This window comes from Pseudomonas sp. AC247 (assembly GCF_979258015.1).
This window is the reverse complement of sequence record NZ_OZ409829.1, coordinates 1,953,778-1,967,719: the sequence shown is the minus strand read 5'-3', so window position 1 is coordinate 1,967,719 and position 13,942 is coordinate 1,953,778. Positions and strand designations below refer to the sequence as shown.

The 13,942-nt window shown below is 60.2% G+C and carries 17 protein-coding genes; 14 read left to right on the top strand and 3 right to left on the bottom strand.

The genetic code is table 11. The annotated features are described in order from the left end of the window. Window positions 1-36: 36 nt before the first annotated feature. From ACZZ0B_RS09130 to ACZZ0B_RS09085, 10 genes are all read left to right on the top strand, one after another. The gene (locus tag ACZZ0B_RS09130) at window positions 37-945 is read left to right on the top strand and encodes an alpha/beta fold hydrolase (RefSeq protein ID WP_463544932.1); all 909 of its coding nucleotides are present in this window, start codon (window positions 37-39) and stop codon (window positions 943-945) included. 67 nt (window positions 946-1,012) lie between these two features. Continuing rightward, window positions 1,013-1,336, top strand: a complete 324-nt coding sequence (locus tag ACZZ0B_RS09125; RefSeq protein WP_440097145.1) for a gamma-glutamylcyclotransferase family protein — start codon at window positions 1,013-1,015, stop codon at window positions 1,334-1,336. Between the two features lie 105 nt (window positions 1,337-1,441). Next, window positions 1,442-1,636 (top strand): hypothetical protein, encoded by a 195-nt coding sequence (locus ACZZ0B_RS09120; RefSeq protein ID WP_008085616.1) that lies wholly within the window; start codon window positions 1,442-1,444, stop codon window positions 1,634-1,636. Then, window positions 1,633-1,959, top strand: coding sequence for a low molecular weight protein tyrosine phosphatase family protein (locus tag ACZZ0B_RS09115; RefSeq protein ID WP_463544931.1), 327 nt, complete (start codon window positions 1,633-1,635; stop codon window positions 1,957-1,959). The genes ACZZ0B_RS09120 and ACZZ0B_RS09115 overlap by 4 nt, the downstream gene beginning before the upstream one ends. Before the next feature lie 54 nt (window positions 1,960-2,013). After that, a complete protein-coding gene (locus ACZZ0B_RS09110) occupies window positions 2,014-2,172 on the top strand; it encodes a DUF2986 domain-containing protein (protein WP_440097144.1) in 159 nt (52 codons plus the stop codon). Window positions 2,173-2,506: 334 nt separating this feature from the next. Beyond that, window positions 2,507-3,487, top strand: a complete 981-nt coding sequence (locus ACZZ0B_RS09105; RefSeq protein WP_158832782.1) for an ABC transporter substrate-binding protein — start codon at window positions 2,507-2,509, stop codon at window positions 3,485-3,487. Between the two features lie 14 nt (window positions 3,488-3,501). Beyond that, on the top strand, window positions 3,502-4,119 hold the full coding sequence (locus tag ACZZ0B_RS09100) for a glutathione S-transferase C-terminal domain-containing protein (RefSeq protein WP_463544930.1): 618 nt from the start codon (window positions 3,502-3,504) through the stop codon (window positions 4,117-4,119). A 42-nt stretch (window positions 4,120-4,161) separates the two neighbouring features. Further along, window positions 4,162-5,235, top strand: coding sequence for an AraC family transcriptional regulator (locus ACZZ0B_RS09095; protein ID WP_463544929.1), 1,074 nt, complete (start codon window positions 4,162-4,164; stop codon window positions 5,233-5,235). A 129-nt stretch (window positions 5,236-5,364) separates the two neighbouring features. Then, window positions 5,365-7,719: a TonB-dependent receptor gene (locus ACZZ0B_RS09090; protein WP_463544928.1), complete on the top strand. Its 2,355-nt coding sequence runs from the start codon at window positions 5,365-5,367 to the stop codon at window positions 7,717-7,719. A 7-nt stretch (window positions 7,720-7,726) separates the two neighbouring features. Then, window positions 7,727-9,052: an LLM class flavin-dependent oxidoreductase gene (locus tag ACZZ0B_RS09085; protein WP_463544927.1), complete on the top strand. Its 1,326-nt coding sequence runs from the start codon at window positions 7,727-7,729 to the stop codon at window positions 9,050-9,052. 17 nt (window positions 9,053-9,069) lie between these two features. Here ACZZ0B_RS09085 and ACZZ0B_RS09080 read toward each other — a convergent pair whose 3' ends face one another. Further along, entirely contained in the window at window positions 9,070-9,522 is a 453-nt protein-coding gene (locus ACZZ0B_RS09080; protein ID WP_045123253.1) for an Lrp/AsnC family transcriptional regulator, read from the bottom strand. Window positions 9,523-9,672: 150 nt separating this feature from the next. On the opposite strand from ACZZ0B_RS09080, the gene ACZZ0B_RS09075 reads away from it, so the two are divergent. Next, window positions 9,673-10,290, top strand: a complete 618-nt coding sequence (locus ACZZ0B_RS09075) for a LysE family translocator (RefSeq protein WP_158832741.1) — start codon at window positions 9,673-9,675, stop codon at window positions 10,288-10,290. A gap of 34 nt (window positions 10,291-10,324) precedes the next feature. After that, window positions 10,325-10,798, top strand: a complete 474-nt coding sequence (locus ACZZ0B_RS09070; RefSeq protein WP_158832739.1) for a MaoC family dehydratase — start codon at window positions 10,325-10,327, stop codon at window positions 10,796-10,798. Between the two features lie 63 nt (window positions 10,799-10,861). Here the strand turns inward: ACZZ0B_RS09070 and ACZZ0B_RS09065 are convergent, their stop codons facing one another. Together ACZZ0B_RS09065 and ACZZ0B_RS09060 are read right to left on the bottom strand one after the other, a co-directional pair. Further along, window positions 10,862-11,959, bottom strand: a complete 1,098-nt coding sequence (locus ACZZ0B_RS09065) for a catalase family protein (RefSeq protein ID WP_463544926.1) — start codon at window positions 11,957-11,959, stop codon at window positions 10,862-10,864. Between the two features lie 327 nt (window positions 11,960-12,286). Further along, window positions 12,287-12,748, bottom strand: coding sequence for an HhH-GDP family DNA glycosylase (locus ACZZ0B_RS09060; RefSeq protein ID WP_463544925.1), 462 nt, complete (start codon window positions 12,746-12,748; stop codon window positions 12,287-12,289). An 82-nt stretch (window positions 12,749-12,830) separates the two neighbouring features. On the opposite strand from ACZZ0B_RS09060, the gene ACZZ0B_RS09055 reads away from it, so the two are divergent. Both ACZZ0B_RS09055 and ACZZ0B_RS09050 read left to right on the top strand, forming a co-directional pair. Continuing rightward, the gene (locus ACZZ0B_RS09055; protein WP_463544924.1) at window positions 12,831-13,220 is read left to right on the top strand and encodes a low affinity iron permease family protein; all 390 of its coding nucleotides are present in this window, start codon (window positions 12,831-12,833) and stop codon (window positions 13,218-13,220) included. 126 nt (window positions 13,221-13,346) lie between these two features. Further along, entirely contained in the window at window positions 13,347-13,925 is a 579-nt protein-coding gene (locus ACZZ0B_RS09050) for a GNAT family N-acetyltransferase (RefSeq protein ID WP_463544923.1), read from the top strand. The last annotated feature ends 17 nt before the right edge of the window (window positions 13,926-13,942 follow it).

Below are 13,942 nucleotides of genomic sequence, written 5' to 3'. Positions count from 1 at the left end.
GCTCATTCCACCGCCCCCCGCCCTGGAACCATCGACATGACGCGCCCACTGCTTGCCGCTCTCACCTTGCTCGCCCTGAGTCTGCCGGCCCACGCCGACGTGACGCCGTTCCCCGCGACCTTCCACACGCAGGAGATCAAGGCCGACGGGGCGACGATGCATGTGCGTGTCGGCGGCAAAGGCCCGGCCGTGGTGCTGTTGCATGGTTTTGGCGATACCGGTGACATGTGGGCGCCGCTGGCGGCGGATCTGGCGCGTGATCACACGGTGGTGGTGCCCGACCTGCGCGGCATGGGGTTGTCGTCGATCCCGCAAGACGGTTACGACAAGAAGACTCAGGCGGCGGACATTCGCGCCGTTTTGGCCGCGCTGAAGATCGAACATTCGGTGGTCATCGGCCATGACATCGGCACCATGGTCGCCTTCGCCTATGCAGCGCGCTATCCGCAGCTCACCGACCGGCTGGTGGTGATGGATGCGCCCGTTCCCGGCATCACGCCGTGGAACGACATTGTTCGCTCACCGATGCTCTGGCACTTCGATTTCGGCGGTGCGGACATGGAGCGTCTGGTGGCCGGACGCGAGCGGATCTACCTCGACCGTTTCTGGAACGAGTTCGCCGGCACCCCCGCTAAAATCGACGAAGGCACTCGCCAACACTACGCCAGACTCTATGCCCGGCCAGGTGCCATGCATGCAGCGTTTGCGCAGTTCCGCAGCATCCGCCAGGACGCAATCGACAATGCACCTGTGCTGCAGCAAAAATTGCCCATGCCGGTGCTGGCCATCGGCGGTGAAAAGTCCTTCGGCAATAACGAAGCGATCGTGATGCGTAACGCTGCGGACAACGTCACGGAGGTGGTGATTCCGGCAGCGGGACACTGGCTGATGGAGGAAGCGCCGGCGCCGACGATCAAGGCCGTTCGAGACTTTATCGCGATGTGAGGATTTGCCGTTGCCGCGCCCCGCGCCATGCGTCAGGATTCCACTCTTTTGATCGCAAGGAACTAACGTGGAGCGTCTATTCGTTTATGGAACCCTGGGCCCGGGGCGGCCGAATGAGCATGTCATGCAGAACATCGGTGGCACCTGGCAGCCGGCCTCGCTCAGAGGTCGACTGACGCAGGCGGGCTGGGGCGCCGAGATGGGCTTTCCGGGGCTGGTGATTGCGGATGATGGCGACGTAATCGAGGGTTTCGTATTTTCATCGCAGAACTTCCCTGCCCATTGGGCCGACCTCGATGCGTTTGAAGGCGCCGAGTACCAGCGGGTTGTGACCGCCGTGACGCTGGCCGACGGCACGCTGATCGAAGCCAACGTGTACGCCTTGCGCTGATCAATATTCGCCATCGCCGCCTAGCCACTGCACCGATTCACGCTTACCATAGCCACAACTCGTATTACCGCGGCTGCTGAACCCGGTATTCACGAGGAAATGACCATGAACAGAACCCGCGCCTGGCGACGTCAGCAGGCCCGTAAACACGGCAATGGCAAAGCGGCCGATCCGCTGAAGTTCAAGCCGCCCAAGAACTGGAAGCTGATGTACACCCGTGGCGACAAGTTGATCAGGGCACGCCAACTCGGCATGAGCTATCCCATTCGCTCCACTCGCCAATTGTTGGATCAAGCGTGACCAATCTTCTGTTTGTCTGCAGCCGCAACCAGTGGCGTAGCCCCACGGCAGAGGCCATCTGGCGCCGCCGTGAGGGCTTCAAAGCCCGTTCCGCCGGCACAAGCCCGAACGCACGCAAACCGATCGGCCCGGCGGATATTCGCTGGGCCGATTTCATCTTCGTCATGGAACGCAAGCACCTCAATCGCCTGCAGGCCGAATACGCCCGTCTGCTTGAGCACAAGCGCATCTACTCGCTGGACATCCCCGACGATTACCCGTTCATGGACCCGGCGCTGGTGGACCTGCTCGAAGACACCGTCAAGCCCTACCTCAACCCGTAGGCTTCATGCGCGAATCGCAGCCTTAATTCAACAATTTCAAACCGAGCAGAACCCATGAATCGTCAAAAAAAGCTGAAGCAGTTGTTCAAGGAAAAGGCCAAGAAGGCCAGCGCCAAACTGGCACCGAAAAAACCTAAATACATCAGCAAGGCTGACCGGGCGAAACTGGCGACTGAAGAAACGCCCGAGTCGCAGGATTCTGCGCAGAGCTGATCACCCCTGCTGCGTCATACCGGGCGGACTTCAGCCATCCGCTCAGCCCGCTGGTAAGGACTTTGCGGCGCCTGCCAGCCCTGCATAATTTTTATGCCCGCAAAGCATTGCACGCGCAGGCTTTGCCCCACCGCTTATATTCCGCAATCGAATAAAGCGCATATTTTTAAGTATTTTATTTCTCCAACCACAGGCCGCTATATCTGCGCCTCCGATCCGGCACCTCGCTGGAATTTGCAGGAGCATCCGCGTGATTCGAACGACGTCGTCAAGCACAATCTCCCTCACCACAGCGGCGCTTTCCCTCGCTGCCGTCCTGGTCAGCGGTGCCGTCATGGCCGATGCGGTCAAGGAAATCCGTATCGCCGTGCCGGACATCAGCGCGGGGCCGACGCCCAGCGGCGCCGGGATTGTCGATGTGCTGCGCGATCGCCAGGCACTGGAAAAGGAGTTTGAGAAAGACGGCATCAAGGTCCGCTGGGACTTCTTCAAAGGCGCGGGGCCGGCGATCAACGAAGCACTGGCCAACAATCAGGAAGACTTCGCGTACCTCGGCGATTTGCCGGCGATCATCGGCAAGGCCGGTGGCCTCGACACGCGCCTGCTCAGTGCAACCGCGCGTGACGTCAAACTCTACCTCGCGGTGCAGCCCGGCTCGGGCATCACCACACTCGAAGCACTGAAAGGCAAACGCGTGGCGATCTTTCGCGGGACTGCCACGCAGCTTTCGTTTGCCTCGGCACTGGCGCATCAGGGCTTGAAAGAAAGCGACTACAAAGTGGTCAACCTCGATTACAACGCTGCCAACGCGGCACTGGCCGCCAAGCAGATTGACGCCACCTGGTCCGGCGCCGGGGTGATTGCGCTGAAGGCGCGCGGCCTCGCCGAGCTGCCGCTGACCACCGTCGACCTTGATGGCGCCGGTAGCATGCAAGCCGTGCTGTTGGGGCGTGGCGCTTTCGTCGATGCGCACCCGGAACTGGTCGCGCGTCTGATCAAGGCGCAACAACCCGCCATCACCTGGTTGCGCAACGACGACCATAAACAGGACTACATCAACCTCGTTTCCAAGCTTGCCAGCTTCCCGGCAGACATCCTCACCACCGATGCCAAAGACCAATCGCTGGTGAAGATTTTCGCCCCGCAACTCGACGCACCCTTCCTCGACAACTTGCAGCGCAGCGTCGATCTGGCGCTCAACGCGAAGCTGATCCGCAAAGGGTTCGACGTGAAGAGCTGGGCCGAACCGCGCTTCATCGAGGCCGCATTGCAACAGACCGACACCGCTTCGCAAACCCCACAAGCCAGCCGCTAAAACAAGGAATGCCCATGACCACCCTGTTCATTTTTCCCGGTGCCTGCTCGTTCGCAGCCCATGTCGTGATTCACGAATTGCAACTGCCGATCAGCGTCGAGCGCGTGACCTTCGGCGACCCGAACTCACCGTATCGCCAGATCAACCCGACCGGCCGCGTGCCGGCGCTGTTGCTGGATAACCAGACGCTCCTCACCGAGAACACCGCAATCCTGCCGTACCTCGCCGATCTCAAACCCGGCACAGAATTGTTCGCCCCGGCAGGTTCGGTCGAGCGCGCGCAGATTCAGGGCTGGCTCGGGTACGTCGCGACCGAAGTACACGTCGCCGCGTTTCGCCCGATCAATCGGCCCGAGCGTTACAGCGCCGATGAAACAGCATTCCCCGGCATTCGCCAGCGAGCGCTGGAGCAACTGACCAACGCACTCAAGCCGATCGAAGCACGACTGGCGCAGACCGAGTATCTGGTCGGCGATCGTTTCACCGTGGCGGACGCCTACCTCGGCGTGTTCCTCGGCTGGAGCGCCCGCGTTGGTGTGCTCAACGATTTCCCTGCGCTGCAAGCTGCGCTCGGTCGCTTCCGCGCCCGTGAATCGGTGGTGCAGACATTGGCCGCCGAAGGCCTCGCCTGAGTCACCCCGAGGACGGATAACCGAGCACGCCGGAGAATCACCATGCCAAGCACCGATACCATTGCCACCTGGGCCCAAGTCATCGCCCGCACGCTGGAAGCACGGGGCATCGACGCCGCCCCGTTGCTGCACGAGGCCGGTATCAGTCGCTGTCATCTGCATGACCCCGATCAGCGCATCGCCCTCCCCGCCATGAGTGCGTTCTGGCGGGCGGCGCGGCGTATCAGTGCTGACGAATGCTTCGGCCTGCAAGTGGCGCAGTACAGTTATCCGACCGACTTTCACGGGTTGTTTTTCGCCGCGCAAAGCAGCTCGACGGTGATTGAAGCGTTGCAACGGGGCGTGCGTTACGCCCCGGTGATCACCACGTCGGCGGCAATGAGCCTGGTGCGCGGGCCGCACACCACGCGCATGGTTTACGGCGTGGCCGACGGCGCGGAAGTGGAGCAAATCGCCACCGAAGCGTCGATTGCCTGCGCGGTGCGCTTCACCCGGCAAACCTGGGTGGATCTGCCCATCGTGGACGGTGTGCGATTGGCGCGCCCTGCTCCAGAAGATCCGCAGCGCTGGACGCGTTTACTCGGTTGCCCGATCCGCTTCGACGCCGGCGAAAACGCCATTGAATACAGCAACCGCTGGCTGGATGCACCGCTGACCACGGCCAATCACGCCGTGGCCCAGGGACTCGACGGCGTGCTCAACGATTACCTGCAACGGCAACGACGCCTGAATCTGCCAGAGCGGGTTCGCGCGGCGATTATCCGTTACCTGCCGTTGGGCGAAGTTCAGCAAAGTCGGGTTGCCGACGAACTCGGCATGAGCGTACGCAATCTGCATCGGCACTTGCTCAAGCACGACAGCAGCTTCAAGACGTTGCTCGACGATTGCCGGCGGCAACTGGCGTTCAGCTACCTGCGCCAGACCGACTGTTCGATCAACGAAATCTGCTACCGACTGGGCTTCAATGAGCCGAGCAGTTTCAATCGCGCGTTCCGTCGCTGGACCGGCGCAAGTCCCGGTAAATGGCGCCGTGATGATCTGCCATTGCAGCCTCAACGCTACGTGCCTCGGCCCGCTGCTTTCGCGGCTGAGCGGGCACTCTCGATCGCGGTTTGAGTCACTTGTCTGCGGCGGACCACAGGTTGTCCGCGCAGGCCCCTTTTCTCTCCTTCACACGCTCTAGCATGGCACGCCTACCGAGCCCGACCGATAGCGTCGCGCGGCAATAAAAGGAGCTCTGCGTTCATGCTTTTACGTTATTCGGCCACCACGGCCCATCGCCTCAAGCCCCTGAGCTTTTCCTTATGGCTGGCGCTGCCCGGTGTCCTCTGTTCGACCCAGAGCTTCGCCGCTGAAGAAAGTGAATCGTCAGCAGCGACGTCAGCCCAGGCCGACAAATCGGCACCCAGACTTGAACAGGTCACCGTGACCGCGCGCCGTCGCGAAGAACAGTCGCAAGACGTGCCGACGCCGATCACCACCCTCAGCGGCGCCAACCTGGAAAGCCAGCGCATCTACAAGATTCAGGATCTGCAACAGGCCTTGCCCAGCGTCAACGTCGCCTATGTTCATGCCCGCGTTTCCAGCCTTGCGGTACGCGGCATTGGTAACAACCCGGCCAGCGATGGCCTGGAAGGCAGTGCCGGGATTTATCTGGACAACGTCTATCTTGGTCGCCCCGGCATGGCCGCGTTTGACATGCTCGATGTCGAGCAACTGGAACTGCTGCGCGGGCCGCAAGGCACGTTGTTCGGCAAAAACACCACGGCCGGCGTGCTCAACATCACCACCCGTGGCCCGACGTTCACCCCCGAGCGCAGCCTCGAAGTGTCGGGCGGGCAGGACGGCTACTTTCAAGGCAAAGGCACGGTGTCCGGGCCGTTGACCGATACCCTCGCCGGGCGCTTGTCGTTCTATCGCACACGCGATGACGGCTACCTGAACAATCGCCATGACGACCGCACGTTGCTCGGCGGTGAGCGCGAAGGTTTGCGCGGGCAATTGCTGTTCAAACCCAACGACGATTTCAGCCTGCGCTGGATCAACGAATACAACACGGAAAACTCCAGCAGCGGCAGCAGCGTGATCTATGGCGCCGGGCCCGTGTTCTGGCGCCGCGCGGCACTGGTCGGGGCCAATCCAGAGGTAGGCGAAAGCAACATCGACGGCCGGCAGAACGTCAGCGTGCACCAGAATGCGAGTTCCGTTGAAGCCAACTGGAACCTCGCCGGCGGCTATACGTTGACCTCGATCAGCGCTTACCGCAGCTGGCACTTCAACCCGGCCAACGACGCCGACCAACTGGAAGTCCCGGTGATCAACGACTTCGGCTACGAAGTCCACGACCGTCAGTTCTCCCAAGAGGTGCGACTGGCCTCACCCAAGGGCGAATTCTTCGACTATGTGGTTGGCGCCTACGCGTTCAAGCAAGACCTCGGCAACCGCATCTTCACCAATCTCGGGCCGCTGGCGGACCTCAACCTGATCGGCACCAATCTCAATGCGCTGAACAACGTCAACAGCAAGGTCAACGGCAAGATCGACACCGAGAGCTACGCGCTGTTTGCCCAAGGCACCTGGCACCTGACGCAGCGCCTCGATTTCAGCGCCGGCATCCGCGGCACCTATGAAGAGAAAGAGGCCAACGTCAAGCGCTTCGCCCCTGTGGGTGGCGGCACGCCAGTGGTGATCCCGGGCGTGGTCGATGGCAACGCGATCCGCGCCGGCCAGGTCGGCGCCTACGACACCGGCGACCTGCACCTGTACAACGCGGCGCCGTCGTTTCTCGCCAGTTTGAGTTATCACTTCAGCGATGACGTGCTCGGTTACACGTCGCTGTCACACGGTGAAAAATCCGGCGGCGTCAACCTTGCGGTCGGCTCGGCGCCTAGCGCTGGCGCCGAGTCATTATTGGTCGGCCCGGAGCGGGCGAACGATGCAGAACTGGGCATCAAAAGTCAGCTGTTCGACCAGCGCTTGCAGCTCAACGCGAACGTGTTCTGGACCGGCGTGAACGGCTATCAAGCCACCACTTACTACCAGCCGCCCGGTTCATTGACCGGTTACCAGTTGCTGACCAACGCCGGCACCGTGCGCTCGCGCGGCGTCGAGTTCGAAGCGACCACCGTACCGGTGCGCGGCCTGACGTTGAACGTCAACGGCTCGTTCAACGACGTCACTTACCTGTCATTCAAAGACGCGCCCTGCCCTTCGGAAAATCCAGGGCAAACCAATTGCGACCTCAGCGGCCAGCGTGTGGCCGGCGCCTCGCGCTGGATCGGCAACGTCAACGGTGAATACAAATGGCCGCGCATCGATGGCATTGAACCCTACGCCACCGGCAGCTACGCCTATCGCTCGGCCAGCGAAGGCACCCTCGACAACTCTGATCTGGCGAAGATCGACGGTTACGGCCTCGCCAACTTCTCGCTGGGCGCGCGCGTCGACTACGGCGACGGTTTGCTGGACGCCTCGCTGTGGGTGAAAAACGCCTTCGATCGCGAGTATTACCTGGCCGTTGGCAGTGGTTCCAACGGTCTTTACACCGCCTCGCCAGGCCAGCCGCGCACTGCCGGCGTGACCTTGCGCTATGACTTCTGAGGACACTATGACAACAGCAAAAATGAGCCTGGGCGCGTTTCTCATGAGCAGCGGCCATCACCTTGCCGCTTGGCGCCACCCGCGTGCCTGGGCCGGCGGCGGACTGGATTTTCAGCACTTCAAAAAACTTGCCATCACTGCCGAGCGCGGCAAGTTCGACGCGATATTTTTCGCCGACAACCTGGCCCTGATGGGCTCGCCGGAGCTGGGCCAGTTCACCACCGCCGGCGATGTCTTCGATCCACTGGTGCTGCTCTCGGGGCTGGCAGCGGTGACCGAGCGCATTGGTCTGGTTTCAACCGTATCGACCAGCTACAACGAACCTTATTTACTGGCGCGCAAGTTCGCCTCCCTCGACCACCTGAGTGGCGGGCGCAGTGGCTGGAATCTGGTGACCTCGGCGACCGATCTGGAGGCGCTGAATTTTGGCCGCGAAAAACATTTCGAGCACGGTGACCGTTATCAGCGCGCCGAAGAGTTCATCGATGTGGTGACCGGGCTGTGGGACAGTTTTGAAGACGATGCCTTCGTCCGTGACAAAACCAGCGGCGTGTTTTTCCAGCCGGACAAACTGCATGTGCTCAATCACCACGGCGAAAACTACCGGGTACGCGGGCCACTGAACATTCCGCGTACGCCGCAGGGTTACCCGGTGCTGATTCAGGCGGGCTCCTCGGAACCCGGCAAGGCACTCGCCGCGCGCACCGCCGAAGTGGTGTTCACCGCGCAACAAACACTCAGCAATGCCCAGGCCTTTTATGCCGACGTCAAAGGTCGCCTGGCCGGCTATGGGCGCCGCCCTGATCAGTTGAAAGTCATGCCGGGGATTTCGCCGGTAATCGGCCGCACTCAAAGCGAGGCGGAAGATAAATACCAACAGCTACAGGACTTGGTCGAGCCGCGTGTCGGGCTGGCGATGCTCGCGGGCATGGCCGGTGGTTTCGACCTGTCCGAATATGATCTGGACGGCCCGTTGCCGGAGCTGCCGCCGAGCAATTCGATGCAGAGCCGTCAGGCGTTGTTCATCGATCTGGCGCGCCGGGAAAACCTGACGATTCGCCAGTTGTACCTGAAAGTCGCCGGTGCGCGCGGCCATCACACTGTGATCGGCACGCCGAAAACCATCGCCGACACCCTTGAAGAATGGTTCGTCGGCCAGGCTGCCGACGGCTTCAACATCATGCCGCCGTTCCTGCCGGAAGGTCTGGATGACTTCGTCGACGGCGTGGTGCCTTTACTGCAGCAGCGCGGGCTGTTCCGCGAGGAATACAGCGGCAGCACCTTGCGCGATCATTTGGGCCTGGAACGGCCGGACAATCGCTACCGGCGCTGACCCGAAACCCGCCGCCGTCACAACGGCAACGGACGATCCTGCACCACCCGTTTCATCACCAGCGTCGAGGTCAGGCGCTGGACATTCGGCAGCGTCGAGAGACTGTCGTCGTACAGGCGCTGGAACGCCGGCAAATCCTCAGTGATGACGTGCAGCAAGTAATCCGGCTCACCGAACAATCGTTGCGCATCGACCACTTGGGGGATGTCGACCAGCGCCGTCTCAAACGCCTCGACCGCTTGCCGGTCGCCTTCGCGCAGGGTGACAAAAACCATGGCGGAGAAGTTGAGGCCGAGCGCTGCCGGGTCCAGTTGCGCACGATAACCCAGCAACACCCCCGACTCTTCCAGCGCCCGCACACGGCGATGGCACGGCGAGAGACTCAAGCCCACTCGGTCAGCCAGTTCGGTGACCGACAGGCGTCCATCCTTTTGCAGCTCAGCAAGAATCTTCCGATCAATTCTATCCACGCAGTAAAACCTTCCAATCAGCAGCGTCTTTACGACCATCTTTGAGAGAAGATTCTAGCGGACTTTCATTATTCTTCCTGCATCCAAAAATCTGTTTCAGGACGCAATGATGAAAAAAACAACCTGCTATCCACCGTCTAGGGTGACGTCATGAGCCTCAGTGTGTTCGCCGCGTTCTGGGCGGTGTCGATCCTGTTCGTCATCACGCCGGGCGCCGATTGGGCTTACGCGATCTCCGCCGGCCTGAAGCATCGCGTGGTCTTGCCCGCCGTCGCCGGGCTGTTATCCGGCCACTTGCTCGCAACCCTGATCGTCGCCGCTGGCGTCGGCACCTTGGTCGCCAGGCATCCGCTGGCCTTGTCCGCGCTCACCGTGGCCGGCGCCGGCTACCTGCTCTGGCTGGGCGCCAACCTGCTTGCCCGCCCTGCCGCGCCACACGCCGACGAGGGTCAGGCAAGCGATTCGTGGGCCCGTTGGGCCTTCAAGGGCTTGTGCGTCAGCGGACTCAATCCGAAAGTCTTTCTGCTGTTTCTCGCGCTGTTGCCACTGTTCACCGATACCGCTGCGCCGTGGCCCGTGCCGCTGCAAATGATTGCCCTCGGCCTGGTGCACACCATCAGTTGTGGCGTGGTGTATTTGCTGGTCGGTTTCGGTTCGCAAGTCGTTCTTCGGGCACGTCCTGCCGCTGCGCGTTGGGTCTGTCGGTTGTCTGGCTTGATCATGATTGTCATTGCGCTGGTGCTGCTGATCGAACAGTGGCGTGCCTGATCTATTCTCTGTCCACTGCCCACTGGAATCTTCCATGAAAAGCCCAAGAGAACGCGCCGCCGAAGGCCTCAACGTCGGGGACCGCTTCACCGTGGTTCGCTGCTTTTGCGCAGACGATATCCTGCAATTTTCGCAGATCTCCCGGGACTACAACCCGGTTCACTGCGACGCGGATTACGCACAACTGCGCGGATTCAAATCGCCCATCGCCCACGGGCTTTTGACGGCCAGTCTGATCACGCAAATCGGTGGGCAGATCGGATGGCTGGCAACCGGCATGAGTTTCGAATTCAAGCGCCCGGTGTACCCCGGCGAGCAGATAACCTGCGATTGGCTCATTACTCACATTGATGAGCGCGGTCATGCGAAAGCCGAAGTCAGCGTTATCAACGCAGACGGCATCCTCGTGCTGCAAGCAACGACAACTGGCGTGCTACCCGGTGAACGGGAGCGTGAACGTTTGAAGCGCATGCTCGCTGAGGGAGATCTTTCCAACGGGGCGCGGTGATGACTCGCTGTGTTTAGGGAAGGTCGCTACGCTCATAACGCTTCGCGACTGCCCGACTTTAATTCAACGCGGCTCATGAATCGGACAGCCATTGTGTTCCCCGCGAAATCCGGCAGACATTTCATAGGCGGGTTTGCGCACGCGCATGACTCCACCTAACGGCCGATGAGCCGCGAGACCCTGCCATGGACTGAACGCCATGCCATCGTCAATCTCCTGAATGTTTTCGCGACTCCACGCGGTTTGTGGCTCGACCTCGATTCGCGCCACGGTGATGTAAGGACTGAGCGCCTCCGGCCACTCGACCGAGGCATCCTCGATGGGCATTTTTTCGAGGTCGGTGGCGAGTTGCACTTGCATCTCCCAGATTCCGGAGTGCTGATCAAAATAGGCCTTTACAGCTTCTCGCAGACCATCGGGATTGTCGCCAAAATCCACGTGCTGATGAGTCAATTCTGTCAGCGAGGGTGCCACCGGCACAACGGCCACTTTTGCGTAGTAAGGGCCATAAAGCACCGGTACGACGGTGCTGAAACTCTCGCCAAGGATATGCGTTTGCGGGTGGCCGCCCAGACTCTTCAACGTACCACTTTCGCTGCCGACGGCTTCAATTGTTGCCTCCACACCACGAAGCAATGCAGAAAAAGCCTTCTTTAAACCCGGCGCCTTGTCCGTGGTTTTCGCCAACAGCTTGAGTGACTTGAGAAATGCCTTGGGGGTGGCGGACGTGAAGGCTTTGGCGTTGATCATCACAAAATCCTGAGTCACCGCTCCTTCGCTGCCCGGCAAACGAGGGCCTTCGACTCCAATGATCTTTAGCGCCAACCCTCTTGGGGTCGACACCTTGTCATCGAGGATGTCACCGGGATTGGTCGAGAAACGCAGAACCACCGGTAATGTCCCTGGCGTGGCGAATGCCCCTTGGGCCAGTGCGGCGGGCAAGTTGTCGAGCACGGTAATGCGCCCTCGCAGCAGGCCATGAGCCTTGGCATGGACGCTGCGAGTGGCGTGTGCATTGTCCTTGAACGTGGTCTCTGAAATGGCGTGCAGCGCTTTGACCAGCTCTTCGCTGGTCTGGGCTTCGTCGTCGGCAATCTGCTCGAAGGACGGCTCGAACGGCAACGGCCTGGAAGTAGCGCTGATTACTGGAAGGTCATTCATTTGGGTAACTCCGCTCGGTGAGCCAGCGTCCACGGTGAAAGAAACTTGCCGGCTGTTAGGCTGCCGGCAAAGGCATGAATGACTCAGGCTATGGGCACGACATGGTTCAGGGTGCCACCGTGCGGGCCGTCGTAGACGATCGCTTTCATGGTGTTCTCCCGTTAGCGAAACGAAGAAAAATCTCGTCTGCTCAGACTTATCTGTCAGGAAGCCAGGAACCAATGTTCAATTGATTGCAGCGCATGCCTGACGAACGGTCAGCCGCAGCGCCAGCCATCAAAAACAATGAATTTTGTGAGCACGCCGCTATCTATTTGCGCGCGTTGCTCACTGGGAGGGAGTTGACCGGTTGGCGTGTTCAAACAGCACGCCTGCGGCCTCTCTCATGAAAATCTCGACAGTCTTGGGGCCAATCCCCTCGAACTCGGACAAGCGCTTTTCGAACGCCTGACGATCGGCGCTGGCCGCCACGATGTTCGTTACCTTGGCGGCGTATTCATCGTTCAGCTTGTTGGCCAGCGCCAGCAAGCGCGATGCCGTTGACTCGTCGTAACGCACGTAGTGAGCCTGACCGAGCATGGCGACCAGTTGCCGATGCGTGCAACGCGCGAGTTTTTGCGGGGTGTCTCGCTGATGCTGTTCGACGATTACCTGATACGCCCTCGCAGCAATCTCACCCTGGATTCTTTTGCCCATCAGAAAACTGGCGACCAGCCATTTGAACAGGCCCGCTTCGTTCGCACCGTCGAGGTCGATCTGCAAGTCCTGGGCGCTGATGATTTTGGCCATTGAGCCGTCCACGAGAAATGTAAAAAAGAATTTCAAAGACTCAGTGTGGTCTATCCAATCTCCACATCAAGAGTCAGACACCATGAATTTTGCACGTTTCTGCCAGGCGCTTTCCAACTGGGCCGGCAGCTCGAAAACTTTTCTCCTGGCAATTGCCTTGATTGCGGTCTGGGGTTTTTCCGGTCCCTACTTTCACTACAACGATACCTGGCAACTCATCATCAACACCTCGACGACCATCATTACCTTCCTGATGGTGTTCCTGATCCAGAACACGCAAAACCGCGACAATGACATCCTGCACCTGAAGATCGACGAGCTGATACGCGCCACCACCGATGCGCAAAATGCGACGTTGTGCCTGGACAAAATGGGCTCCCGAGACCTTCGCAAGCTTCGCGACCGATACAGCTCGCTGGGTGAGAATGATCAGGTCAATCTGCAACCGGAAACGGCCCCGACTGGCGAATGACAGCGGAGCCCGACACTTCTGCGGTTTGGCTCTGTCGATTACATACGCATTGGATCTTTCCATAAGCATCTGCGGCCCTAGACTGGGCTCAGTCTCTCGGCTCATTTGCAAAGGAAGCTCCAGATCGTGCGCGACTTTGATTGCCAACCCGTTTTGTGCGGCCCCACGTTAAGACTCAGGCCACTGAACGCGAGTGATCTTGAGGGCATGTTTTCGGCGGCCAGCGATCCAGAGATATGGATCGGCCATCCTGCCCGGGATCGCTATCAACGACCGGTGTTCGAAAGCTATTTCGCCGCTCGATTGGCCACGCGCCAGGCACTGACAATCTTCGATATCGACACTGGGCAAATTGTGGGGATGTCGAGCTACTACACGCCGCCGGATCTGCCCGCCAGCATCGCCATCGGCTACACCTTTCTGACGCGGGAAAAATGGGGTGGTGAAGCCAATCGTGAACTGAAGCAGCTGATGCTGGAACATGCCTTCAGCGCCTACGACACCGTTTACCTGCACATCGCGCCCACGAACATTCGCTCGCAAAAAGCGGCGTTGAAGTTAGGCGCGGTGCATTTGTATGACGCTGAGTTGAACCTGTCCGGGGCGGCTGCTTTGTGCAGGTGTTATGGCGTTACGCAGGCGCAGTGGGCGGCGGCAGAACATGGGAATCGGTCGTCTGAGTGGATATCTGCCCGATCTGAGTAGCGGAAAAAGAGCAAAGC

Bases quoted from the DNA above. Each gene is read 5' to 3' on its own strand.
- ACZZ0B_RS09055 (WP_463544924.1), top strand. From the start codon at position 12,831: ATGAATTTTGCACGTTTCTGCCAGGCGCTTTCCAACTGGGCCGGCAGC.
- ACZZ0B_RS09070 (WP_158832739.1), top strand. From the start codon at position 10,325: ATGAAAAGCCCAAGAGAACGCGCCGCCGAAGGCCTCAACGTCGGGGAC.
- ACZZ0B_RS09095 (WP_463544929.1), top strand. From the start codon at position 4,162: ATGCCAAGCACCGATACCATTGCCACCTGGGCCCAAGTCATCGCCCGC.
- ACZZ0B_RS09100 (WP_463544930.1), top strand. From the start codon at position 3,502: ATGACCACCCTGTTCATTTTTCCCGGTGCCTGCTCGTTCGCAGCCCAT.
- ACZZ0B_RS09120 (WP_008085616.1), top strand. From the start codon at position 1,442: ATGAACAGAACCCGCGCCTGGCGACGTCAGCAGGCCCGTAAACACGGC.
- ACZZ0B_RS09110 (WP_440097144.1), top strand. From the start codon at position 2,014: ATGAATCGTCAAAAAAAGCTGAAGCAGTTGTTCAAGGAAAAGGCCAAG.
- ACZZ0B_RS09090 (WP_463544928.1), top strand. From the start codon at position 5,365: ATGCTTTTACGTTATTCGGCCACCACGGCCCATCGCCTCAAGCCCCTG.
- ACZZ0B_RS09060 (WP_463544925.1), bottom strand. From the start codon at position 12,748: ATGGCCAAAATCATCAGCGCCCAGGACTTGCAGATCGACCTCGACGGT.
- ACZZ0B_RS09105 (WP_158832782.1), top strand. From the start codon at position 2,507: ATGGCCGATGCGGTCAAGGAAATCCGTATCGCCGTGCCGGACATCAGC.
- ACZZ0B_RS09075 (WP_158832741.1), top strand. From the start codon at position 9,673: ATGAGCCTCAGTGTGTTCGCCGCGTTCTGGGCGGTGTCGATCCTGTTC.
- ACZZ0B_RS09085 (WP_463544927.1), top strand. From the start codon at position 7,727: ATGACAACAGCAAAAATGAGCCTGGGCGCGTTTCTCATGAGCAGCGGC.
- ACZZ0B_RS09130 (WP_463544932.1), top strand. From the start codon at position 37: ATGACGCGCCCACTGCTTGCCGCTCTCACCTTGCTCGCCCTGAGTCTG.
- ACZZ0B_RS09065 (WP_463544926.1), bottom strand. From the start codon at position 11,959: ATGAATGACCTTCCAGTAATCAGCGCTACTTCCAGGCCGTTGCCGTTC.